Source organism: Desulfonatronum thiodismutans (genome assembly GCF_000717475.1).
GTDB classification, from domain to species: domain Bacteria; phylum Desulfobacterota; class Desulfovibrionia; order Desulfovibrionales; family Desulfonatronaceae; genus Desulfonatronum; species Desulfonatronum thiodismutans.
The window spans coordinates 294,342-318,191 of sequence record NZ_JPIK01000013.1; the positions used below are offsets into that span (position 1 = coordinate 294,342).

The 23,850-nt window shown below is 59.3% G+C and carries 22 protein-coding genes; 10 read left to right on the forward strand and 12 right to left on the reverse strand.

The window, feature by feature from the left end:
- Positions 1–312: 312 nt before the first annotated feature.
- From GY33_RS0111390 to GY33_RS0111405, 4 genes are all read left to right on the forward strand, one after another.
- A complete protein-coding gene (locus GY33_RS0111390; protein WP_031387452.1) occupies positions 313–645 on the forward strand; it encodes an arsenosugar biosynthesis-associated peroxidase-like protein in 333 nt (110 codons plus the stop codon).
- A 47-nt stretch (positions 646–692) separates the two neighbouring features.
- On the forward strand, positions 693–1,661 hold the full coding sequence (gene arsS / locus GY33_RS0111395) for an arsenosugar biosynthesis radical SAM (seleno)protein ArsS (protein WP_031387453.1): 969 nt from the start codon (positions 693–695) through the stop codon (positions 1,659–1,661).
- Positions 1,662–1,844: 183 nt separating this feature from the next.
- Complete coding sequence (locus GY33_RS0111400) at positions 1,845–2,552, forward strand: TVP38/TMEM64 family protein (RefSeq protein ID WP_031387454.1); 708 nt, start codon at positions 1,845–1,847, stop codon at positions 2,550–2,552.
- A gap of 22 nt (positions 2,553–2,574) precedes the next feature.
- Positions 2,575–4,059: a dihydrolipoyl dehydrogenase family protein gene (locus tag GY33_RS0111405; protein WP_031387455.1), complete on the forward strand. Its 1,485-nt coding sequence runs from the start codon at positions 2,575–2,577 to the stop codon at positions 4,057–4,059.
- A gap of 41 nt (positions 4,060–4,100) precedes the next feature.
- Here GY33_RS0111405 and GY33_RS0111410 read toward each other — a convergent pair whose 3' ends face one another.
- The 7 genes from GY33_RS0111410 to GY33_RS0111440 all read right to left on the reverse strand — a co-directional run bounded on the left by GY33_RS0111410 (position 4,101) and on the right by GY33_RS0111440 (position 11,850).
- Positions 4,101–5,972 carry a PAS domain-containing sensor histidine kinase gene (locus tag GY33_RS0111410; protein ID WP_051822541.1) on the reverse strand — a complete coding sequence of 624 codons (1,872 nt, stop codon included), beginning with the start codon at positions 5,970–5,972 and terminating at the stop codon, positions 4,101–4,103.
- Positions 5,953–7,947 carry a hybrid sensor histidine kinase/response regulator gene (locus GY33_RS0111415; protein ID WP_051822542.1) on the reverse strand — a complete coding sequence of 665 codons (1,995 nt, stop codon included), beginning with the start codon at positions 7,945–7,947 and terminating at the stop codon, positions 5,953–5,955. Before GY33_RS0111415 ends, GY33_RS0111410 begins: the two co-directional genes overlap by 20 nt.
- A gap of 68 nt (positions 7,948–8,015) precedes the next feature.
- Positions 8,016–8,369 carry a response regulator gene (locus tag GY33_RS0111420; protein WP_031387458.1) on the reverse strand — a complete coding sequence of 118 codons (354 nt, stop codon included), beginning with the start codon at positions 8,367–8,369 and terminating at the stop codon, positions 8,016–8,018.
- Positions 8,370–8,448: 79 nt separating this feature from the next.
- Positions 8,449–9,096 (reverse strand): DUF1641 domain-containing protein, encoded by a 648-nt coding sequence (locus GY33_RS0111425; protein WP_035271986.1) that lies wholly within the window; start codon positions 9,094–9,096, stop codon positions 8,449–8,451.
- Positions 9,097–9,114: 18 nt separating this feature from the next.
- Positions 9,115–10,353, reverse strand: coding sequence for a type III sulfide quinone reductase, selenoprotein subtype (gene sqr, locus GY33_RS0111430; RefSeq protein ID WP_031387460.1), 1,239 nt, complete (start codon positions 10,351–10,353; stop codon positions 9,115–9,117).
- 133 nt (positions 10,354–10,486) lie between these two features.
- Positions 10,487–10,966 carry an RrF2 family transcriptional regulator gene (locus GY33_RS0111435; RefSeq protein ID WP_084185115.1) on the reverse strand — a complete coding sequence of 160 codons (480 nt, stop codon included), beginning with the start codon at positions 10,964–10,966 and terminating at the stop codon, positions 10,487–10,489.
- Between the two features lie 407 nt (positions 10,967–11,373).
- On the reverse strand, positions 11,374–11,850 hold the full coding sequence (locus GY33_RS0111440) for an RrF2 family transcriptional regulator (protein ID WP_051822544.1): 477 nt from the start codon (positions 11,848–11,850) through the stop codon (positions 11,374–11,376).
- 272 nt (positions 11,851–12,122) lie between these two features.
- Between GY33_RS0111440 and GY33_RS0111445 the strand changes: the two genes are divergently transcribed.
- The 5 genes from GY33_RS0111445 (at position 12,123) to rsgA (ending at position 16,516) form a co-directional block, all read left to right on the forward strand.
- Positions 12,123–12,779 carry a nitrate reductase gene (locus tag GY33_RS0111445; RefSeq protein WP_152555174.1) on the forward strand — a complete coding sequence of 219 codons (657 nt, stop codon included), beginning with the start codon at positions 12,123–12,125 and terminating at the stop codon, positions 12,777–12,779.
- Positions 12,780–12,804: 25 nt separating this feature from the next.
- Positions 12,805–14,049, forward strand: coding sequence for a (Fe-S)-binding protein (locus tag GY33_RS21985; protein ID WP_407637387.1), 1,245 nt, complete (start codon positions 12,805–12,807; stop codon positions 14,047–14,049).
- Positions 14,050–14,117: 68 nt separating this feature from the next.
- On the forward strand, positions 14,118–14,519 hold the full coding sequence (locus GY33_RS0111460; RefSeq protein WP_031387466.1) for a VOC family protein: 402 nt from the start codon (positions 14,118–14,120) through the stop codon (positions 14,517–14,519).
- 522 nt (positions 14,520–15,041) lie between these two features.
- The gene (locus GY33_RS0111465) at positions 15,042–15,449 is read left to right on the forward strand and encodes an RNHCP domain-containing protein (RefSeq protein WP_084185116.1); all 408 of its coding nucleotides are present in this window, start codon (positions 15,042–15,044) and stop codon (positions 15,447–15,449) included.
- Positions 15,446–16,516: a ribosome small subunit-dependent GTPase A gene (gene rsgA, locus GY33_RS0111470; RefSeq protein ID WP_031387468.1), complete on the forward strand. Its 1,071-nt coding sequence runs from the start codon at positions 15,446–15,448 to the stop codon at positions 16,514–16,516. Before GY33_RS0111465 ends, rsgA begins: the two co-directional genes overlap by 4 nt.
- A 47-nt stretch (positions 16,517–16,563) precedes the next feature.
- On the opposite strand, the gene cls is transcribed toward rsgA, so the two are convergent.
- Entirely contained in the window at positions 16,564–18,018 is a 1,455-nt protein-coding gene (gene cls / locus GY33_RS0111475) for a cardiolipin synthase (RefSeq protein ID WP_051822545.1), read from the reverse strand.
- Positions 18,019–18,495 carry an SRPBCC family protein gene (locus GY33_RS0111480; RefSeq protein WP_031387470.1) on the reverse strand — a complete coding sequence of 159 codons (477 nt, stop codon included), beginning with the start codon at positions 18,493–18,495 and terminating at the stop codon, positions 18,019–18,021.
- Between the two features lie 72 nt (positions 18,496–18,567).
- On the opposite strand from GY33_RS0111480, the gene GY33_RS0111485 reads away from it, so the two are divergent.
- The gene (locus GY33_RS0111485) at positions 18,568–19,980 is read left to right on the forward strand and encodes a glutamine synthetase family protein (protein ID WP_084185117.1); all 1,413 of its coding nucleotides are present in this window, start codon (positions 18,568–18,570) and stop codon (positions 19,978–19,980) included.
- A 102-nt stretch (positions 19,981–20,082) separates the two neighbouring features.
- On the opposite strand, the gene GY33_RS0111490 is transcribed toward GY33_RS0111485, so the two are convergent.
- The 3 genes from GY33_RS0111490 to secF all read right to left on the reverse strand — a co-directional run bounded on the left by GY33_RS0111490 (position 20,083) and on the right by secF (position 23,844).
- Complete coding sequence (locus GY33_RS0111490; RefSeq protein ID WP_031387472.1) at positions 20,083–21,156, reverse strand: KamA family radical SAM protein; 1,074 nt, start codon at positions 21,154–21,156, stop codon at positions 20,083–20,085.
- 341 nt (positions 21,157–21,497) lie between these two features.
- Positions 21,498–22,544, reverse strand: a complete 1,047-nt coding sequence (locus GY33_RS0111495) for an ADP-ribosylglycohydrolase family protein (protein ID WP_051822546.1) — start codon at positions 22,542–22,544, stop codon at positions 21,498–21,500.
- A 208-nt stretch (positions 22,545–22,752) separates the two neighbouring features.
- Entirely contained in the window at positions 22,753–23,844 is a 1,092-nt protein-coding gene (gene secF / locus GY33_RS0111500) for a protein translocase subunit SecF (RefSeq protein WP_031387474.1), read from the reverse strand.
- Positions 23,845–23,850: the final 6 nt, after the last annotated feature.

Consider the following 23,850-nt stretch of genomic DNA (forward strand, 5'->3'; position numbering starts at 1 on the left):
GAGCGGCGGAGCCACACAACCAAACCTCAGCACATGCTCCGTCACGGAGCGGGTGTTGCATTTCCTTGTCGGGGCTGAAATGATCTCTCATTTTGAACGTCAGAGAGGGATTTTTTGTAACTACTCAGCTCATTCGTGCGAAAGCAGACCGGATCCCCGCCTTCACGGGCATGACTGAATCGGAGACGGCACTGAAAAACACGTCATTCCCGCGAAGGCGGGAATCCAGCGCCGGAATGAGCCTCTACTCTAGGATGTACTGAGAAGTTACGATTTTTTTGCACCGCATCGAACAACCACAAGGAGACGCCGATGACATCCTATTATGATTCCAAGGACCTGCCCCGGTTTTCTGAAATCGGCAAAGACGCCCCGGAACTGGCCAAGAAATTTTTCGAGTACTACGGTGCCGTCATGGCCGAGGGGGAACTCACGGCCCGGGAAAAGAGCCTGATTGCCCTGGCCGTGGCCCATGCCGTACAGTGCCCCTACTGCATCGACGCCTATGCCAAGGAATGCCTGGAGCAGGGCTCGAACACGGCGGAGATGACCGAAGCCGTGCACGTGGCGGCTGCGATCCGCGGGGGCGCGTCTCTCGTCCATGGATTACAGATGCGCAATGTCGTGGACAAGCTTTCCTTGTAGGCATGTCGGATGATCTGGACATGACGTTGGAACCGCAAGAGCGTGTCATGCAGGAAATCCAACCAGCATCTTGCCCTTCCGCCGGTGTCGGTTTTGCCCAGACCCTGGCCCAGCACGGGCTGCGCCTGGAGCGTGAGCAGACCCACACCCTGCAGATTAACACCGGGCTGCTGTGCAACCAGGCCTGTCGACACTGCCACCTGGAGGCCGGGCCGTCGCGCAAAGAGATCATGAATCGGGAAACCATGGATCAGGTCGCGGACTACGCGGCCCGAGGCGGGTTCCAGACGGCCGACGTGACCGGTGGCGCGCCGGAAATGGTTCCGGGAATCGATCATCTCCTGACCCGTCTGGCCGCGGCAGTGCCAAGGGTCATGCTCCGCTCCAACCTCACCGCCATCACTGACTCGGACCGGGAGCACCTCGGACTGCTCTGTCGCGACTTGAAGATTGTTCTCGTCTGTTCGCTCCCGGCGACCCACGCCTCCCAGACCGACGCCCAGCGCGGCAGTGGGGTCATGGATTGCAGCGTAAGCGCCCTGCAGTGGTTGAATTCCCTGGGCTACGGACAGCCCGGAACCGGGCTGGAACTCAACCTGGTTTCCAATCCGGCTGGGGCGTTCATGCCGCCGGACCAGGGTCGGACAGAGGAGCGTTTTCGCCGGGATCTGCAACGCAAGTGGGGTATCGTCTTCAACAGCCTGTACACCTTTGCCAATGTGCCGTTGGGCCGATTTCGGACATGGCTCGAGGCTTCAGGCAATTACGAGCAGTACATGGCTCGCCTGACTGAGGCCTTCAATCCCGAGGCCGTGACCGGTCTGATGTGTCGGAATCTGGTTTCCGTGGATTGGAACGGGGAACTGCACGACTGCGATTTTCATCTGGCCAAGGGCATTCCCCTGGGCGGGATACGACACCACGTCACAAAAATGGACTGCCCCCCCATTCCCGGCGCGACCATTGCCACCGCCGAGCATTGCTACGCCTGCACCGCGGGTGCCGGGTTCACCTGAGGGGGAAGCATCGCGGCAACCTAGAGGCGGCCGGTCGGTCGCTTGCCAGATTGGGGTGACTATCGATGATGAGCTTACCCATTGCAGATGGGCGGAACCGGAGGGGCGACCCGTGGTCGCCCTCAAACCGTGTCCATTCGCGGTCGCCTGCTCAAGAAACCTGAAACCATCACGTGGACAAAAATGCAATCAAAATACGTCCAGAAAATCGTTCTTGTCCTTGCTCTGTCCGCCTTGGTGGGCGTGTTTTTCCTCTTTGACCTGGGGCAGTATCTCTCCCTGGACTACATCAAGGATTCTCAGCAGCGGTTTCAGACCTTGTACGTGGAAAAGACCGCCAAGGTGATCGCCGTGTACATGGTCGTCTATATTCTGGTCACCTCCCTGTCTCTGCCCGGAGCCGCCATCATGACCCTTGCCGGTGGGGCCTTGTTCGGCCTGGTGGTGGGGACGGTGGTGGTCTCCTTTGCCAGCACCATCGGGGCCACGCTGGCCTGCTTCGTTTCCCGGTTCGTTCTTCAGGATTGGGTCCAGCGCCGGTTCGGGCAGCGTCTGGATACGATCAACCAGGGCATTGCGCGGGAAGGAGCGTTTTATCTGTTCACTCTGCGCTTGGTGCCTCTTTTTCCATTCTGGATGATCAATCTGGTCATGGGCCTGACCCGGATGAAGCTGCGCACCTTCTTCTGGGTCTCCCAGGTGGGCATGCTCCCCGGTACCCTGGTCTACGTCAACGCCGGTCGGGAGCTGGGGCGGATCGATTCCCTGGGAGGGATTCTTTCGCCGGGCTTGATTTTTTCTTTTGTCCTGCTGGGCACCTTTCCCCTGGCCACGAAAAAGATCATGGCCTGGTACCGTGCCAGGCAGAACAAGCCAACAATCGTCACATAAATTTCGGCAACAAGGAGACGCCATGCCGCAATACGACTATGACATCGCCGTGATCGGGGCAGGGGCCGCCGGGTTGACCGTGGCCGCGGGCGCGGCCCAGGCCGGGGCCAAGACGCTGATTGTGGAAAAGGAACCGGCCATGGGCGGGGACTGCCTGCATTACGGCTGCGTGCCCAGCAAGACGTTGATCAAATCGGCCCACATATATCACCAGATGAAGCAGGCGGCCCGTTACGGCTTACCCGAAGTCGCGGTCCCTGCCGTGGATTTTAGCCGGGTCCGGGAGCGCATCCAACGGGTCATCGCCACCATCCAGCCGCACGATTCCCCGGAGCGGTTCTGCAAGCTGGGTGCGGAGGTGGCATTCGGTCGGGCCGAATTTCTGGACGAGCACCAGGCCCGAATCACGACCAACGCTGGAGAGGTTCGTAAGGTTTCGGCCAAAAGCTGGGTCGTGGCCACGGGCTCCACCTCGGCCGTGCCCAGGCTGGAAGGGCTGGACAGTACGCCTTACCTGACGAACCGGGAGATTTTTTCCCTGGACTCCCTGCCGTCCTCCCTGATGATTATCGGCGGCGGCCCCATTGCCGTGGAGATGGCCCAGGCCTTCGCCCGGCTAGGCTCCCGAGTGCATGTGATCCAGCGCAGCCCGCAAATCCTCTCCCGTGAGGACGCGGACATGGCTGGTTTGGTGCAGAGCGTTCTGGAGCGCGAAGGGGTGACGTTCCATCTCGGCACGGAACTGCTCCGCGTTAGGGATCTTGGGCAGGAGCGGGAGGTGGACTTCAGGGCCCAGGATGGGATGGAGACGTCGGTGAGAGGCGCTGCCCTGCTGGTGGCCTTGGGCCGCAGCGCTACGACGCGTGGCCTCGGTTTGAAGAACGCCGGGGTGGAGATCGGTAGCAAGGGCATCTCGGTGGACGCCCGGTTGCGCACCTCCCAGAAGCACATCTATGCCTGCGGCGACGTGACCGGGGCGTACCAGTTCACCCACGCCGCCGGGTACGAGGGCGGGGTGGTGGTGACCAATGCCGTGTTTCACCTGCCCCGCAAGGCGGACTATACCTGGATGCCTGCCTGCACCTACACGGACCCGGAGTTTGCCAGCCTGGGACTGAACGAGAAACAAGCTCAAAAACAGGGGCTGGATTATACGGTCTGGACCGAGGAATTCGTCGAAAACGACCGCAGCCAGGCCGAAGAGGAGCGAGAAGGGCGGATCAAGCTGCTGTTGGACAAGAAAAGCAAGCCGTTGGGGGTGCAGATCGTCGGGCCGCATGCCGGGGAACTTTTGGCCGAATGGGTGGCGGTGCTGGGCGGTAAGGTCAAGTTGAGCACCCTGGCCGGATCGGTTCACCCGTATCCGACCCTGGCCGAGATCAACAAAAAGGTGGCCGGAAAGCATCTGAGCGAGAAGATTTTCTCGGACGGCGTGAAGAAGACCCTGAAGTTTTTCTTCGGGTTCAAGGGCCGGGCTTGCGGCGGCGAGCCTGACGGGTCGCGATGAGTGTTGGAAGCAGGCCTGCAAAGGGCATTTTCAGCACATAGCTATGCGGATGTCGTGGTGAAGCCATTGCGCATGGTTCCGGCGATGGGCAGGGTGACGACGAAGCGGGCGCCGTGGCCTGGCTTGGAAAAGACATGGATGGTGCCGTCGTAGTCCGTGACGATGTCGTAGCAGATGGACAGGCCGAGGCCGGTGCCGCGGCCGACTTCCTTGGTGGAGAAGAACGGTTCAAATATGCGCCCGATCACGGCCTTGGGGATGCCCGGTCCGGTGTCCACGACCTCGGTCACCACGTGCCGGGCGTTGGAGCGCGTGCGGAGAGTGATCATCCGGTCGTCCTCCATGCATTCCTTGCCGGAACATTTGTCCTCGATAGCGTCCCGGGCGTTGACCAGCAGGTTGATGAACACCTGTTCCAGGCGGTTCGGGTCGGCCAGCACTGTCGGCTGGTCCGCGTCCAGCTCCCAGTTGACGGTAATGTCCCGGATTTTGAGCTGCTCGCTGAAAAAGTCGCAGGCCCGGCGCAGGACGTCGTTGACCTGGACCTCCGTACTTTCCAGGTTGGGTTTGCGTCCGAACTCGCGCATGTGCTCGATGATCTTGGTGGCCCGGTCCACGTTGTTGACGATCTTGGCGGTCATCTGGCGCAGCTGGTCCTGGTCCGGAGTCAACCCTTTATTCGTCTGACGACTGAAAAAGTTGGCGACCATCTTTAACACGGCCAGGGGCTGGTTCAACTCGTGGGCTACCCCCGCGGCCATCTCGCCCAGGGTGGCCATCTTGCTGGATTGGATGACCTGCTGCTCGGCCCGGATGCGGTCCGTGACGTCGAAAACCACGGCCAGCAGAATCTCCTTGCCCTCCAGAGCGGTCCGGGAGGTGTCGATGGAGACGAAAAATTCTTGGCCGTCCTTGTCCATGTGCCTGGCCTGCGGGATGTGCCCTGGGCTGCGTAAGGCCGTGAGATGGGCGTCCGTGGAGTTCGGCGCGAAGAGCATGGAGAAGGATTTGCCGATCACCTCTCCCTTGCAGTAGCCGTAAAGCTGGGACATGCCCCGATTGCAGTTGCGTACATCCAGAGTTTCAGCGTTCAACTCGAAGACCGCGACGGGAATGTTGTCGAAAATCGTGGAGTATTTCTTCTCCGACTTGCGAAGCTTTTGCTCCAGAAGTTTCCGGTCGGTAATGTCCAGACACATTTCCATCACCGCGGTGACTCTGCCGTCGACGTCCCGGATGGGAGCCGTGCGGACGATCCAGTGCGCCGGGGTGCCGTCCTTGTAAAAACCCTTTTCCTCCGTGGTGTGTGACTTGCCGTCGTTGAAGGTCCGCTCAACGGGGCAGTTCTCGCATTGCGTAATCCGGTTTTTATAGACCTTGTAGCAATGCTCCATGGGTTTGGCGTCGAACAATTCCCAGAACATTCTGTTGTATCGAAGCAGCCGATATTCCCGGTCGTGAACCGTAATCAGACAGGGGACGTTGTGAAACAGACTTTGATACATGTTTAACTGCTCGTCCAGATCCAGGCGGCGTTGACGAACTGAGGCGGCGATGCGGTTGACAGTCTCGGTCAGCTCCCGGAAGTCCCCGGCCTTGGTTTCGTCCAGACCTGCCCAGGCTGTTCCCCGTGACTTGGACGTCAATGCCTCTTGTAATTCATGCAGCGGCCGGGTCAGGCGATGAGCGACCAGGAAGCCGAAGCCGGTCAGGATCAGCAGGGATATTGGCAGGACCTGGAGCAGTTCCTGGGTGGCGATCGTCCAGCGAACCTTCGGATCGGCCTGAGCGAGCGCCAAAAGAAAGTAGGCGGCCATGAGCGCCGCCATTCCAAGCGCCATGGCCAAGCAGAGTTTGAACGTCAGGGAGCGAAAAAAAGACGGAAAGGGGCGATCAGGAGAGGGATGGGGCATGGTTGCTGGTCGGCTCGTCCCCGGAAACCGAGGGGGCAGCCTGGGGAAGCGTGATCCGGAACGTGGTTCCCTTTCCGGGCGCGGAGTCCACGGTGATGGTTCCACTATGCCCGGTGATGATCTCATGGGAGACGAACATGCCGATCCCCGTGCCCAGGGCGCCCTTGGAGGAGAAGAACAGGGTGAACATGTTGTCCATGGTCTCCCTGTCCATGCCGATGCCGTTGTCCCGGATGGTGAATACGGCGTGTCCGTCGGCTTGGGCGACGTGAAAATCAATTCGATGTTCCGCGGCGTCGCGGTTGAACAGGCAGGCGTCCACGGCGTTTTCCAGAATATTGGCCATGGCTGAGTAGAAGGCGACGTCATCGATCAGGATTTGTCCGCCCGCTTGAGAAAAATCTGTTTGAAAGAGGATTCCGGACTTGCTCGCCTTGGCGGAAACGGTTTCAGCCAAATGTTCGGCCACGCCGTGCAGGGAGTGCGGGACGAGGTTGGGTTCACGGGACTTGGAGTAATACAAAATGTCCATCACGGTCCGGCGCATGTGGTCCAGCCGGTGGCGAACAGTTTTCCAGCCCGCGGCAATTCGTTGCACGTCGCCCTTTTCCAGACCCTTGTCCACCCGATAGGCCCCGCCGTCGATGGCCATGAGCAAACCTTTGACGCCGTGGGACATGGAGCCGAGCATGATGCCCAGGGAAGCGAGGTGGTCCTGTAGTTGGCGAATCTTGGTGATGTCCGTGGACACTTCCAGAACGTGGTTCACCGTGCCGTCGACGTCGGCCAGAGGCGCGGTCCAGACCAGGATGTTACGCTGCTCGCCGCCGCGGGTGGTGACCACGGTTTCGTACTGGTGCGGAGCGTTGTCGGCGAAACTGGCCAGGACCGGGCAGTCGTCGCAGGGAGCATCGCGGTACTTGTACAGTTCGTGGCAGGTCCGGCCTCCAGGGTCGCCGAAGTCCCGGTGAAAGGTGGCGTTGGCCTCCACGACGCGCAGCTCGCGGTCCTGGACGCTGATGGCGCAGGGCACCATGTTGAAGAAATACTCGAATTTGCGTTGGGTGCGGGACAGTTCGGCCTGGAGTCGACGCATTTCCGAGACGTCCACGGCGATTTCCAGCAGCAGCTCCAGTTCGCCCGCCGTGCCGATGACCGGTGAGACATGGGCCATCACCGGCACCACGGTTCCGTCCGAGACGACCATGGTTTCGTGCCGATGGATGCTGGCCCGAGCCTCCGCGGCCTCGCGGACCGGACTTTTCCATCCCGACTCGACGCACCGTTCGTACACGCCGCAACTGGCCAGTCCGGAGCGGTCGCCGAAGCGCTCGCGATATCCTTGGTTGGTGGTCACGACTTGGCATTTTGCGTCATGGATGGCGACATAAAACGGCAATTCCGGGAAATAATCTCCGGAAGCGGGATCACCTGCCAGGATGGTCAAGGCCCGGCCCATGCCTTCCATGATCTGCGTCGCGGCCAGCTTTCGCTCCATTTCCACCAGGGCCGCGGATTTTTCGCGGACCAGGGCTTCCAGGTTTTTCGTATGTTCGTGCACCTGGCGCCGCAGGCCAATCCGTTCCGAAACTTTGCCCAGGGCGATTTCCAGCAGCTCCTCGTCGATGGGCTTGGTGATGAAGTCCGCGGCGTCGTGCTTGAGGCTTTGGATGGCCAAGTGCATGTCGCCGTGCCCGGAAATCATGATCACCTCGGTTTCCGGGGCTGTGGACTTAATTTCCCTGAGCACGGAGATGCCGTCCTTGCCGGGCATCTTGATGTCCGTGAGCACGATATCGGGCTGGTGGCGGTTAAACGCTTCCAGGGCCTTGACGCCGTCGGCGGCGAGGTGGGTGGTGAATCCGAGTTCCTGGAGCAGGATCGCCAGCATTTCGCGGATATCCTGCTCGTCGTCCACGATCAGGACGGACAAGGTCCCGGATGCCGGGGCGGAAGGAAGATGTAATGCACTCACGGGACTGGGGGGGCTGAAAGGCCGCGCCGATCCACCTCCCGGCGGATCGGTCGCGGCGCAAAGCGAGGTTATTGAGTCATCTCAGAGACAAGCTGGAGCAGCTTGGCGTTATCGATGGGCTTGGAGATGGTCGGGACGTCCTTGGTCAGCACCGGGGGTCGCGGACCCACGCCGCTGACGACGATGACCGGGATATCCCGGATGGCCTGGTCCTTGCGCAGACCGGCGTAAAAATTGGTTCCGCCCTTTTCGGGCATGTCCATGTCCAGGGTGATCAGGGCCGGCTGCTCGGCACGGACTTTTTCCAGGCCGTCCAAACCGTTGTGCGCGGTCACGGTCTCGTAACCGTTGTCCTGAAGCAGTTCGCTCAGGTAGTCCAGAATTTCCGGGTCGTCGTCGACAATCAGAATTTTCTTGGCCACGGGGTCCTCCTTTGTGACGGGTGCGTCGTGAAGCAAGAGCGGCCACGGACCAGTATCCTGGTCCGTGGCCGCGAAACGTCTATTTCAGCTTGCCGAGGGTCTTGGTCATTTCGACCATCACACCCAGCCCTTGTTTGGCTTCCGGGCTGGACATGGCCTTCATCATGCCGAACATGCCGCACGGTTCGACTTCCTTCAGGTCCATGGACGTGAACGCCTCGGAGGCTTTCTCGATCATCTCCCGAACCTTGGGATCCTTGAGCTTGTTGAGCATGCCGATCAGGAACACGAACGCGTCGCCCATCTGCTCGATTTCCTCCGGACCATACTCCTGGGCCACCTTGGCACGCAGGGCGAGCATGGCCTGGTAGGTGCGGAAAACGCCTTGTTGTTCCAGGTCGTCGAGATAGGCGATGGCCTTGGGGACCGTGGACTTGAGCAAGGGCTCGGAGGTGTGCCAGAGGTCGATGACGTTTTCCAGTTGTTTGACGGTGTAGGTGATGTTCTTGACGTTGCGCATCGTGGTCTTGAGCAGGTCGAACATGTCCTCCAACTGGAATCCGGTCTCCACGTCGCCCAGCTCATGGAGCATGAGTTTGAAGGCGTCGTTCATGACCGGCTGGAGTTCCCGTCTGAGGTTCTGGGCGGCCACGGCGCGTTCGTGCACCAACGCGACCTTGGCCTCGATCTCGTCGAGGCGTTTGAGGATGAGGTCTTCTTTGGACATCTGCATGAACCTCCCTGGTTAGGCTTTGGCCAAGTGACGCATTTTCCCGGCCATGAACATCTGCGGTTCCAGAGGCAGTTCGCTGCCTTTGAGCATCATGTCGAAATAGACCCACTTGAACATCATCTTGCCCCAGTAGTTCATATGGGACTCGCCGAGCAGGGAGAAAGGCCCGATCCCCGGGAAGGGGTACTTGCCCGGAAGCGGCTCGACCTCGTAGTTGAAGTCGATCAGGTAAGCCTGCTCGTACCCGGAGACGATGAAGCAGGTGGAGTGGCCGTCAAATTCGGGTCGAGGCTCTTCGCCTTCGATTTCCCGGATCAGGTTGTCCACCACGATGTCGGACTCGTAGTGGGCCACGCTGCCGGCCTTGGAAGTGGGGACGTTGGTGGCGTCGCCGATGACGTACATGTTTTCGTAGTTCTTGGCCTTCAGGGTATGTTTGTCCGTATCCACGTAGCCCATGGCGTCGCCCATTCCGGAGTCGATGATCACCTGCTGGCCGAAGTTCGGGGGAATGGACACCAGCAGATCGTAGGGCACTTCCTCGCCCGAGACGGATTCCAGGGCCTTCTTGCCCACGTTGACGTTGTCGATGACGAAGTTCGGCGTGACCTTGATGTTCTTGTCCTCGCAAACCTTGCCCAGAACCTTGGCGGCCACGGGCTTGGTAAAGGCGCCGGTCAGCGGGGTGACCAGTTCAATTTCGATGTTCTGGCGCACGCCGTTGATGGTGAAGAACCAGTCGGCGAGATAGACGAATTCCAGCGGGGCCACCGGGCACTTGATGGGCATTTCCGCGATGTGGTGGACGATGCGCCCTTCCTTCATGTTCTTCCACTTCTTGAACAACGCCACGGCACCGTTGGGCGTATAGAAGTTGTGAATGTTGCCGCCCCAGTCGTCCATCATGCCTTCCACTTCCTCCGGGCAGATGCGACACCCCGTGCCCACGACCACCCAGTCATAGGTGTACTTACCGTTCTTGCATGTGACGACTTTTTTCGCCGGGTCGATGGACTCAATGGAGTCCATAACCAGCTTGACGCCTTTGGGAATAAAATCGGCCTTGGGCTTGATGCAGTCCTCCAGGGTGTAGACGCCGAAGGGCACGAAGAGCCAGCCGGCCTGGTAGTGGTGTTCCCAGTCGCGGTCGATGACCGTGATTTCCCACTCCTTTTCCGGAAGCTTTTCGCGCATCTTCGTGGCAACCATGGTTCCACCGGAGCCGGAACCAAGAATGAGCAATTTTTTCATGACGAGCATCTCCTGTTGAAAGGTTTATGATTTTCAATGGTCGTTCAGGGAACGGTCCGTGTTCAAAAAGTCGAAAAAACGACTTGTGAATGCGTTGTCGTCTCGGTGTGTCGACGGTTGCCTTGGCGGTCGTTCAGGCTGCTTGGGCCGTGTCTCGACGGAGTACGTTCGCTTTGGGTTCTCGTCGTGTCGTCGGCGCGGTTTTGAAAATGGAATCCTGGCGCATCATCCCGCCCAAGGTGATGGAATTCAGTTTGCCTTGAAGCGTGCTGGATAGATCGGCCCAAATGGCCGGGGAGCCGCAAAAGTCGGACGGCGAGCATGCGTCCGGATCAGTACAAAAAGACAGGTGCGGCCCGCCGTCCAAGGCCTGGACGATTTCACCCAGGGTAATGTCTTCAGGGGAGCGACCGAGGAAGTAGCCGCCGCCTGGGCCGCGCAGTCCCTTGATCAATCCGGCTTGGCGCAGCGGTTTGATTATTTTTTCCAGATATTTGACGGAGATTCCGATATTGTTGGACAGGTGGGCCGCCCGGAGAGGGCCTTTTTGGGCAAAGTGGGCCAGATTCATCAGCAGACGTGCGCCATGTCGTGTTCGCGAGGAGAGTTGCATGTTGTGTCTCTTCAGGTTGTCCGGTGGGTGAAAAGGGATACTGTGTTTATATAATAATTAATCTAGATTAAATTTGTAGCATATTGACGTGCATCGCCGGGTGAAAACTTGTTCTTCAAGCATCGTACTTAGGGGATATTCTTTAGATTTCCTGGGATTGAGAAGAAAGTCGCCTGCCTGGAGTGATGAAAGAATTCCTTCTTCCGCCACTGAAAGTGGAGTTTGGAGGAATAATTGTGACTTATTTAATCTAGACTAATTTTATATAAATTAAAAATGTCGACAAAAGATGATGGCTCATAGGCCGAACGTGAAAGCCTGTCAAGGTTCCGTTTGGAACCTTGCTACCCAAGGCCGGTCGGCATTGGTGGTCGCTTTCGTGAGGTCGTGCGCTCTTTTTGCGGACGTTAGTTCGGTTGGGCGTCCTCTGGACAGTGGATGCGAGGTGGGGGAAGGGCCGCTGACTTAACGGCGATTTTTTCCGGATTGAACATCAAGTCCGCCAAAGTAATGGCGTCCAGTTCGCGTTCGATCGTCCGCGAGATATGGCCCCAGGCGAAGCGGGTGCGGCAACCGCCGCTTCGTTCGCAGGACTCCGGGGCCGAGCAACACTGGCTGATGTTGATTTCGCCTTCCATGGTGCGCACGATGTCGCCGAGGGTGATACAGGAAGGGTCTTTGAGAAAAATGTGTCCGCCATAGGCTCCGCGGACGCTTTTGATATAGCCGGCCTTTTTCAGGGGACGGAGGATTTGTTCGATGAAGGGTACCGAAATGTCCGTGCTTTCGGAGATAGCGGACGCGCACAGCGGCCTGTCCTCGTTGTGCTCGGCCAGGTCGAGCAGGATGCGGGTGGCATAGCGTGAGCGGGCGGACAGTTTCATAATGCATCTCCCATTCGTCGCGACGTTTTTCGGGAATTGGTTACGGAAATCCTCATCGTTTGGACCTTTGTTCTTGCCACTGTTTTTGGGTGTAGGTTCCCAATCCATGCAAGTCAAGAAATCATTCCTCGTTCAGGAAATACTCTATTGAAAGCTCATGCAGGCATACTGGACACCCCGGTGGGTCTTGGATAACTTGCCTCCGGCCGAACGGACGCCCTTTTCCGGGTTCGGAGAGGATGCCGCGTTCTCGACGGTGTTGGAGGAAAGCCGTGATGTATGTTGTTTATAATTTCGCCGTGGGGCCGATGGTCTGGCTGGCCTTTACAGTACTTATCGCGGGGCTGGTCTATCGCCTGATCCGCTATCGTCGCAAGGCCGTGGCCGCAAGCAAAGGCCTGCCTTCGGATTTTCGGACGATCTGGGCCGTTGGTTCTTTGATGCATTATTTGTTGCCGTTGAACCGGACGGTTAAAAGCAGCCCCTGGTCCGCGGCAGCCGGGTTTGCGCTGCATATCCCTTTGTTCCTTCTTGTTTTTTTTCTTTCGGCCCACGTGATCATGCTGGAACAAAGCTGGGGCGTGTCCTGGCCGACCATCCCCGATGTCTGGGCCGATGTATTGACCATCATTGCCCTGGCCGCCTTGGCGTTTTTGGCCGTGAAGCGGTTGTTTCATCCGGCGTTGCGAGGGCTGACGGAATCTAAGGACCTGCTCATTCTTTTATTGGTCGCACTTCCTCTGGCCACCGGGCTGGCCGCGCATCGGCAGTGGGGCGATTATCCGCTGATGCTGACTCTGCATGTGCTCAGCGCCAACACTCTCCTGATGCTTATTCCGTTCACCAAGCTTTCGCACATGGCGCTCTTTTTTGTTTCTCGCGCGGCCACGGGCAGCGATTTCGGCAAACGTCGGGTGGGGGCATGGTGACCGTCATCTGCATGAGGAGCAATCCATGAGCATTGATTCTCGGGCCCTTTCCCGCGTCCTGGCCGACAAGGCCGGAGCACGGCTGGAAATGTGGCTGTCCATTTGTTCCCGGTGCGGAATGTGCGCGGAGGGGTGCCATTACTACGCATCCAATCCCAAGCCGGAGCATGTTCCGGCCTACCGGATCAAACCTTTGGTGAATCTGTACAAAAAACGCGGGCGGGTGGACGCCGCGGTGCTCGAAACGTTGCGCGACGTCTGCTACGGCACCTGCACCATGTGCCAGCGCTGCACCATGTTCTGCCCCCACGGCATCGGCATCGCCTCCCTGGTCCACGCGGCCCGGGGCGTGGCCGTGGCCATGGGATTGACTCCGCCCGGTCTGGCCAAGGGCTTGGAGAACGCCTTGGAGTTCGGCAACAACCTCGGAGTGACCGAGGAAGATTTTCTGGAAACCGTGGAGTGGCAACTGGAGGAGCTTCAGGAGGAAATGCCTTCGGCCCAGGCGCCCATGGACAAGGAGGGCGCGGAATACCTGTTGACCTTTCATCCGCGGGACATCAAGTTTTATCCGCAAAATCTCTTCAACTATCTCAAACTTTACAACGCCGCTGGGATCGATTTCACCCTGTCCACCAAGGCCTGGGATTCCACCAATCTCGGGCTTTTCGCCGGAGACGTGGCCAAGGCTTCCAGGCTGGCGGCCAACGTGACGGACACGGCCGAAAAACTCAAGGCCAAGGCGGTGATCACCGCGGAGTGAGGGCACTCCATGAAGGCCCTCGGGTTCGAGGCGCCATACTGGTTGGGCAGAAAATTTTCCTTCGAGGCCATGCCGCCGATCAAGGTCTGGGCGGAGTGCCTGCATGCCGGAACACTCAAGCTGAAGTCCGGTTTTCATGAAGCTCCGGTCACGTTCCAGGATTCCTGCAATTTTATCCGAAACGCCGGCATGTTCCAGCAATCCAGGGATTTGATGTCCGTGGTGGCCGCGGACTTTCGGGAGATGCATCCCCACGGCAACGCGACGTACTGCTGCGGCAACGGCGGGGGTCAGGGCCTGATGCCGGAATACAAGCAGGCCAAGATCGCCGCCCTCAAGGCCAAGGCCGACTGCATTCGGGCCACGGGCGCGAAGATGGTCGTGGTGGCCTGTCACAACTGCGAGGACGGGATTCTCGAAACGTGCAAAAGCTATGAACTGGACGCGAAAGTCGAGTTATTCAGCGCATATCTGGCGGAGGCGGTTGATTTGCCCGAGGTTGATTGAGTTTTTCGCGGCTGGGTCTTCGCCCCAAAGCTCAATTCTCAACAATCCTATAACAGAGGAGGCGAATCATGAGCGACAGGTTTACGACCCATGGAGCGTTCAGCTGGAGCGAGTTGCTGACCAGCGACGTGGAGGGAGCCAAGAAGTTTTATGGGGATTTGCTTGGCTGGGAGACGGAGGACATGCACATGGAAGGCATGGACTACACCGTGGTCAAGGCTGGAGGCGAGGAAGTGGGCGGAATCATGGCCATGCCGCCTCAGGCGCCGGAGGGCATGCCGCCGCATTGGGGGACCTACGTTACGGTAACGGACGTGGACGACGTGGCCCGCAAAGCCCCGGAACTCGGAGGGCGGGTGCTTCTGCCGCCCACGGACATCCCCGGCGTGGGCCGGTTCAGCGTTCTTCAGGATCCGCAAGGGGCGGTGCTGTCCGTCATTACGTATGCCCCGCAAGGGGCTGGCAAATGATTTGTCCGGTGAGTCGGCGCGTGGCAGTTCGGCAAGGCCGACTTCAGGCCAACAACGGGCCCTTATGAAGATATTCCTTTTCTCCGACCGAACGTAAGGAAATACGGAGTAAAACGGCGCGATCGCCAAGGTCGTGCCGTTTTTTTATTCGGGGCATGGTTGCCGGTGGTCGTGCTCTTATTGAAATATCGATCATCCCCCTTGACAAACCTCCTGATCACATGAAATAGAGCGCAGCTGTTTTTCAACACCATCCCACAAAGGTTTTGCATGTCCGTGTTTGTCGTTGAGAGTGGCGCAAGGGCAGAGGCTGCGTAGGCGTCGAGTTCCGACTTTTCGGTACTTGGCTTCTTACGTCTGATCCCGCCCGTTTCGGGTCGTCCGACCCATCGCGTCACACCCCCCGTCCCTGGACCGTTCGGGCCTTGGCCCGTGCAGGCGTCCTCCATTTCGATCCGCCTCCCCGGCTGTTCGAAGGGGCGTCGCCTTATCCAAACAACGACAAAATACAGGACAATACCAATGCGAACCAGTTCCGACATGCGCGGTCGGGGCGGCGCTTTGCCGTCTCCCAACGCCTTTCTTTGCGGTCACTGCAACCGCACCGTGCCCGGGGATGCTCCCGGCACCCAGCATCGAAATCATTGCCCCCACTGCCTCTGGAGTCTCCACGTCGACCTGCGCACCGGCGACCGGAGAAGCGGTTGTCACGGACGAATGGAACCCGTCGGCGTTGCCGTGCGCTATGATGGCGACTGGGCCTTGCTCCATCGCTGCCAATCCTGCGGGTTGATCCGCATGAACCGCATCGCCGGCGACGACAACCCCATGGCCCTGCTATCCTTGGCCGTGCGCCCCTTGGGCAAGCCTCCGTTCCCCATGGACCAATTGCCCCGACTGATACCCGGCGTCGAGGAGGTGGAGCCATGAACCTCCATTCCTTGGGCTGGACCTCCAACTTGGCGGATGCTGTTGCTTCCAAGTCGCGGCCCGGGCTTGTTCCGGCGCGGGTCAGCCGTGAAGACCGGGGTGTGTACGCCCTCTTGTCTGAACAAGGGCACTTTCAGGCTGAAGTGAGCGGAAAATTCAGGCATCGAACCTCGGCCCGGACCGACTATCCGGCCGTGGGCGATTGGGTGGTCGCGGAACCGGGAGATGCCTTCTCCTGCGGCATGATCCACGAAATCCTGCCCAGGAGGTCGGCCTTTATCCGGCGCGTGGCCGGCGGCCAAAGCCAGGGGCAGGTGGTCGCGGCCAACGCGGACATCGCTTTTCTGGTCAGCGGGCTGGACCGGGAATTCAAGCCTCGACGCATCGAACGGTATTTGACCCTGGCCTGGGAGTCCGGGGCCGACCCGGTCATTCTTCTGAACAAGGCGGATCTTCACGCTCAGCCGGAAAAGGCCCGACTCCAGGCCGAAGCCGTTGCACCGGGTGTTGCCGTATATTTGGTCAGCGCCGCCACGGGAGATGGTTTGCGTGACTCGCTTGCGCTCCTTGGTCCTGGGCGGACCGGCGTGTTGTTGGGCTCTTCCGGAGTGGGTAAATCGTCGATCATCAACGCCCTTATCGGCCGGAAAGCCCGGACGACCTCGGTCGTGCGCGAGGCGGACGGCAGGGGGCGGCACACGACCACGCACAGGCAACTTATGATCCTTCCGACCGGTGCGATTCTCATCGACACGCCCGGCCTGCGGGAGATTCAACTTCTGGCCGATGAGAAATCCCTGGACCGATCCTTCGGGGATATCGACGAGTTGGCGGCTTCATGCCGTTTCCGGGATTGCTCGCATAATGGCGAGCCGGACTGCGCCGTGCAGGATGCTCTCGCGGAGGGCTTGCTGGAGATGGAGCGATACGAGAGCTGGCTGCGCCAATGCAAGGAAATCAGGTTTCATCAGCGAGAGCAGGACGTTCTGCTGAGGATTCAGGAAAAGAGGCGCTGGAAAACGATCCAGAAGACGGTGCGGGAGGTATATCGATGTAAAGGGAGATGATGAACGGACCAGCGTTCCGCCCCGGCGTATTGATCCGGGGCGGAACGTCAAAGCAGATTGGAGGCCAGGCGCATGGCCGAGTTGCGGAACGCGGCGAGTTTGGAGAGGGAGCGCAGTCGGGCCGGGGTGTATTCCTCGCAGGACTCCAGATCCTGCTCGAATATGGCGTCGTGGCGCCGGGCCAGGTCATCGTTCAGGAACCAGACCATCAATTCCTTATGCAGCTCCAGGCTGCGCATGTCGATGTTCATGGTCCCGATGCAGAGCAGGTTGCCGTCGATGGTCATGGTTTTGGCGTGCAGGAAGCCCTGCATGTAGTAATAGATCCGGCCGCCGGCCTCCAGGAGCGGACCGAAATAGGTCTGGGCCGCGTACCAGGCGGTGCGCTTGTCCGGCAGGCCGGTCATCATCAGGCGGACGTCCACCCCGGCCAGGGCCGCGTTGACCATGGTTTCGTAGATCTGTTCATCCGGCACGAAATAGGGCGACTGGATCCAGATGCGCTTGCGGGCGTGGCCCATGGCCAGCACGTGGGCCCGACGGGCGGTTTGCCATTTGTCCTCCACGCTGGTGGCCGTGACCTGAACCGGAACGCAGCTTTCGGGCATGGGGTACGACTCCGGGAAGAAGCGCGGAGAAAATAAATTTTCCCGGCTGGTCTCGGACCAGCGCAGGGCGAAGAGCTTCTGCAGTTCGGCCACCGCCGGACCGCAAAACCGGACATGGGTGTCCCGCCAGGACGGAAAGCGCCTTCCGCCGTCGATGTACTCCTGGCCCACGTTGATCCCGCCGGTGTATCCGCGCACCCCGTCGATGACCACGATCTTGCGGTGGTTGCGGTAGTTGGCTCTGTTGAGTTGTCTGACGTCGAAACGGACCTTGGCGCCCGCGGCGGCCAACCGGTTCAGTTCGGTCTTGCGGTAGGGCAGGTTGCCGATGAAGTCGTTGAGCATCCGCACTTCCACTCCGGACCGCAAACGTTCCATAAGGATGGCGCACAGTTCAGCGGTCAGTCGGTCCCGCTCCCAGATGAAGTACTGGATGTTGATGGTCTCTCTGGCCTGGGCCAGGTCTTCCTTCAGGAGCGCGAACTTCTCCGCGCCGCTGGGTAGGATGCGCACGTCGCAGGCTGGCAGGGGCGGGGTGGACTCGGTGCGCTCGATGAGCTGGACCAACCTCGTATAGCCTCGCTCCTCGGCCCAATTTCGCCCAGCGTCGGCCATGTCAGCGTACCGGTCGTACACTGCGCGCATGGTCGGGTCGGCCATGGCCCTGTGCCGTTCATGCAGTCCTCGCTGTTCAGCAATCTTGCGCCAGTTGCGGCCGAAAAAATAGTACAGAGCAAGGCCAAAAAGCGGCAGAAAGGAGAGCAGCACCAGCCAAGCCAGGGTTTTAGTCGGGTCTCGCTGGTCGTTGACCAGGACCACCAGCACCGCCAGCCAGTACAGAAAAAAAGCCGCAGCCAGCAGGGCGGGCCCGTTCTCCACGAATTGCCATTCCATTCAGGACTCCGGGGACTCGATTTCGGGACGGAAAAGATCAGCCAGGTGTTTTTGGCGAAAGTCAAAAATCGCGTTCAGCCTGCCTCGCGCCCAGAGCGCATGAACCATGTCCCCCAGTGGCCCCAGGGGCAAGGAGTAATGGACGATGTCGGACATCTCCACGCCTTGGAGGGTTTCCCGGAACAGGTGCTGGTGGTGCCAGAACCTGTAGGGCCCCATGCGCTGTTCGTCCACGAAGAAGCGGGGTTTGCGGACATGGGTGATTTCCGTGACCCAGCGCATATGAAGGCCGGGCAAAGGGCGGATGGAGTAGGTCAGAATTTGACCGGCGTACATGGTCGCTGGAGGCGGACAGGTCAGGCAAAAGCCCAGCCAGGCCGGGGTGATTCGACAGAGATTGGCCGGGTTGGAAAAGAAGGCCCAGGCGTGATCAAGGGAAAGCGGCAGGGTCTGGGTGCGGGTCAGGACGTGGAGCATGTGTTTGTATCGGGTTGTTGAGAAACTGAGTTTTTTCCACTAGGTCTGGGAGGCATCAAAGGACACGGAGAAATGGTTACTCCGTTATGTCATCGGCAACCCGAGATCAAGGAGGGCGGCGTGCGGCAGGAAGGTGAAGCGAATATTGATTCGGACACGGTTTTGTATCCGGTCGGGAAAACGGCTGCGACCGAGGCATGGAAGGACGAGGATGTGGAGTTCATCAAGATTTTTTTCACGGACCTGAATGGACGGCTTCGGGCCTTGACCATCAACCCGGAGTTTATGGACCAGATCGTGGAAAAAGGAGTGGGGTTTGACGGCAGTTCCATTGCCGGGATCACCACGGTGGACGACAGCGACCGGCTGTTGCTTCCCGTTCCGGAGAGCTACCGCGTGCTGGAGTTCAACAGTGAACGGATCGGTTTCTGTATCGCCAAGATTTCAAACCTGATGGGCGGGCGGTCTCTGTCCGACCCGCGGGCTGTTCTGGAACGGACCCTGGAGCGGGCCATGGAGGAATTCGGCGTCCGCTTTCAGGTGGCTCCGGAATACGAGTTTTTTCTCCTCAAAAGCGATGACTTCACTAAAAACATCCATTCGGACAAGGCAGGCTATTTTCACTCCGACCCCCATGACAAGGGCGGGTTCGTGCGCAACCAGATCATCCGCACCCTCAAGCGCTGCGGCATCCGCCACGAAAAAACCCATCACGAGGTCACGGCATCCCAGCACGAAATCAATCTGGAGCACACGGACGCCTTGTCCGCCGCGGACAGAACCCTGCTTTTCAACTACGTCGCGGAGCGGGTGGCCGCGGAACAGGGCATGCATATGACCCTGATGCCCAAGCCCTTTGACGGCCAGAACCGCAACGCCTTTCACCTGCATATCTCCATGTGGAATCAGGAAGGAGAAAACCTGTTCCACGACGCCCAAAGCGAGCACCGGCTGAGCAGCCAAGCTCGGCAATTCATCGCCGGAATTCTGAAGTACGCCCGCCAGACATCCATCATCATGGCCTCCACGTACAATTCCTACAAGGCCTATGTGGCGGAGCGGGAAGCGCCCATGGTGGTGGGTTGGGGGATCAAGAACCGGAGCTCCATGGTCCGTCTGCCCTACTGCGTCAGCCCGGAAAGCACCCGGCTGGAGCTACGCAGCCCGGATCCGTCCGGCAACGTGTACCTTCAGATGGCGGCTTTGATCGAAATGGGGCTTCAGGGGCTCCGGGAAGGAGAAGAGTGCGGACCGCCGGACATGGGCAGTGTCTATCGCAGTCTTTTCGATTGTCGGGTTTGGGACGAACGCTTCCTGCCCCGGAGCATGTATGAGGCCTTGGTGGAGGCGGAGCGCAGCGAATTCCTGCGCAACCTTCTGGGCGAGAGCATCTACAACCACTATCTGTGCTTGAAGATCGCCAGTTGGGAAGAGCACCGCACCCACGTTACGCCCCGTGAATTGGGAAATTATTTAAGCTGTTAGGTGATAGAGGGAGCCCCGAGGGGAAAAAAACGGGGGCCCGCGAGGGGAACATGGAAGCGAGACGCGGTCCGGGCCGGTGCTCCGGTCCGGACCGCATGACGGCTATTCCGGGATGTTCGGCCACTGGGTGGTTTTGCCCTGGTAGTTGCGCAGGGTGTATTCCTTTTCGTCCTTGCCCTGAATGTAGTAGTCGGGCATCAGCGGGATTTTGCCGATGTTCGTGGCGATGACGTACATGGGCTGGGCCAGGCCGGTGGTGTGGCCTCGAATGGCGTCCCGGATCAGCTCCGCGCCTTTTTCCACCGGGGTTCGGAAGTGGTCGATGCCCGGCGCGGGTTCGCAATAGAAGACGTAGTAGGGCCGGATGCGCACGGTGAGCAGCTTCTGGTGCAGCTCACGAAAGGTGGCCGGATCGTCGTTGATGCCCTTGAGTAGCACCGCCTGGTTGCCGACGTTCACCCCGCAGGTCAGCAGGTCGTAAACGGCCTGGGCGGTTTGTTCGGTGATTTCCTTGGGATGATTGCACTGGGTGTTGATCCAGATGGGCACCCGATGGCGTCCGGCAAGGACCTTTTTCAGCCCTTCGGTGACCCGTTGCGGCAGGACGATGGGGGTCCGCGTTCCGAAGCGGATCATCTGCAAGTGCGGCATTTCGCGTAGCTTGCGGATCAGGTAGTCCAGTTTCTCGTCTGAAAACAGGAAGGGATCACCCCCGGTGATCAACACGTCCCGCACTTCCGGGTGTTCCCGAATCCACGTTAACCCCTCCTCGACGTCGAAGCGCAGTTGCAGGTCCCTGTCCACGACCAGTTCCTTGCGGAAACAGTGCCGGCAGTAGATGGCGCAGGCATCGGAAACGGTGAAGGCAACCCGATCCACGTATTGTCTGGCGATGCAGTCCGGCCGAACTTCCGAGGTGTCCCTGTTTTCCTTCCAGATCAAATAATTGGGTACGCCGTAGGTGTTCTCTCGCTCCTGGATGCTGGGCACCACCTGTCTGCGAATCGGACAGTCGGGGTCGTCCCGGTCCATCAGCGCGGCGAAGTAGGGGGTTGTTCCCCAACGGGTCGGCATTTCCGTGATGGCCCGTTCTTCCCGATCCGTGACGTTGATGTAGGTCTTAAGTTTATCCAGCGTGTTGACGTGATTTCGCATCTGTTCCTGCCACAAATCCATGATGAACCTCCGCTCGATGCTCATTTTTCCGCGTTCCCGGTCGCTGGAGCGTTCCGGTCCGGAATGCAAAGGCCTCGTTGTGCCGAAAAAAGGATGCGGCATCAAGGGGGTTGCATTAATTTGTCGGAAGTTGCTCAAAAGCAGCCAAGTAGCTGCACTGAAGCGCTCCGCACGCCCCAGACTCACACTCTCCCCTGAAAAGGGACCCACTTTGGCTGGATAAGAAGATCGTTTACGTGAGCAGGGTCGCTTAAAACGGTCTTCATAAAAACGGGGGCTGGAGCCGTGCGCGGCTTCAGCCCCCGTTGGTTCCAGCGATGTTGGGCGCGCGACTTTGGCTGCTAGGCGAGGATTCGGGCGTCGTCGGTCAGGTAGGTCATGAATCGAGTCGGGGGGACCAGTAAGCCGTCAAGCCAACGCTCTGGCCAGGCCCGTTCTCCATGCATGGCCCCTAACAGGGCCCCGAGCACCGCGCCCCGGTGGCAGTTGTCACCGCCAAGGTTGGTGTTCACGATCAGGGCCTGCTCCGGATCGTCCTGATATTTCCAAGCCAGATAAAATGCCAGCGGAAGGGCTTGCTGGACGTAACAGGCCGTGCTGAAGACGTTGAGCGCCACGTCCACATCGTCGCGATCCGCCAGGTCCTCAAAGGGATGGTCGGTGAAAAAGCCCGGCTTTCCGGAAAGTTCCTGTTCCAGAGCTTGGCGGATGTCCATGCCGTCCAGAACGGATTGCAGGGTCAGGCTGAAAGCTGTGAAGGCATCGCTCATGAGCCGGCCGGGGTGGGTCAGTTCCAGGTGGCGTTGGCCGAGCAGGAGGCTTCTGTTCGGTTGGTCGTGGAAGAAAAGCAGGATCGGGATCGGCAGGCACAGTCCGCCGATGTGTTTCTCTTCCGGTGCGGTTGCCGCCATGCCTTTCTTGCGCACGACCCAGGCCTTGAAGAACTCCCTGTGACATTCCTCAATGTAGGTATCGTGATGTTTGCCGGGGGTGGTCATGAACGCGACATATTTGGCGAGATAGCGGTCAGGGTCGTAGTCCTCGGACTCCAGGAGGTGGTCCATGAGCAACCGGCTCAGCTTGATGTTCAGGGTGTTTTCACCGGCCTGCAAAAATTGATGGTAGTGTACGCCCCGTTCGCCCCAAAACATGGCTTGATTGTGCAGGATGTCCGCCTCCGGACCGGCCGGGCGGTAGCGGGAGCGCCAGAGGATGCTGTCCGGATGGGGATTCCGGGGCTGCTGGTAGTCCCGGACCAGACCGTAATCCTTGTGCAGGGAAAGTCGATCATAATACCAGTGCACCGGCATGGACAGGGCGTCGGCGATAAGGAATCCATAAACCGCACCGGAAAGGCGGGCGCTGATTTCCGGGGTATGTTTGAGCATGGCTGCATCCTTTTTTGAAGGGTGGCGGAGGTCTTCTTCCGGTCAGTAATAAGTCCTGATCAGCCATGGTCAATTGCTAATGAGAAAGGGTGGCGGGATTTCGTGCATAGTTCGAGCGATTTTGTTTGCCGAAAAAAAAAACGGCCCGGCGGATATCCGCCGGGCCGTTCAACGATAAAGAGAAAGCCTGTGCAATGCTTACGGTGGTTTATACGGCGACGGTATCCGCCTCCCGACCGGCCTCGGCCTCCAGGTCCACATCCGCGATCTTGGACAGGCCCAGCAGGATCGGGCTGGCGATGAAGATGGAGGAGAAGGTCCCGACACCGATGCCGATGAGCAGGGCCAGGGCGAAGTCGTGGATCACGCCGCCACCCAGCAAGACTAGGCAAAGCACGACCATCAGGGTGGTTCCGGAGGTGAGGATGGTTCTGCTCAGAGTCTGGTTGATGCTCAGGTTGATCACCTTGGGCAGGGTCATGTCCACCTTGTCTCGGATATTCTCCCGGATGCGGTCATAGACGATGATCGTATCGTTGAGGGAATAGCCGATGATGGTCAAAAAGGCGGCAATGATGGCCAGATCCAAATCCTTGTTCAGCAGGGAAAACATTCCCAGGGTGATGAACACGTCGTGGACCAGTGCGACCACGGCCCCCAGGGCGTAGGAGAGTTTGAGCTTCCAGCAAAGGCCGATGGTGATCAGCAGCGCGGCCACCACCAGCAGTTCCATGGGCAGGCCAAGCCAGCGCAAGGCCGCGATACCCCCGGTCAGGCCGGCGGCCATGATCACGGCCGGGAACCAGCGTTGTTCGAATCTGCCTGAGATGTAGATCGCGATCAGCAAAATGGCGTAGAAGAGCGCTTCCATGGCCTGGGCGCGGAGATCAGCGCCAACTCGTGGGCCGACCATTTCCAGGCGCTGGATATCGAATCCGATGCCAGCCAAATTCTGATCCAGATTGTTTTGGATATCCCGGCGGACCTCGTCGGAAACAAGATCCGAGGACGAGGTCCGCACGAGGAATTCATTGTCCTGGGCCGTGCCGAAGCGCTGGACCCCGAGACCGGGGAGGTCGGCACCTTGGAGGGCCTGCTGGACGCGGCTCAACTCCACCGGTTGGTCGAACTTGATCTGGATGATCATGCCGCCGGAAAAATCGATGCCCAGTTGGGGCCCGCCCTTGACGACCAGGGAAAGGAGGCCGGCCAGAATCAGCAATCCGGATATGAGGAAGGCCCCATACCGCATTTTCAAGAAGTTGATCCGGGTGTCCGGACGAATGATTTGCAGTCCCATGCTGTC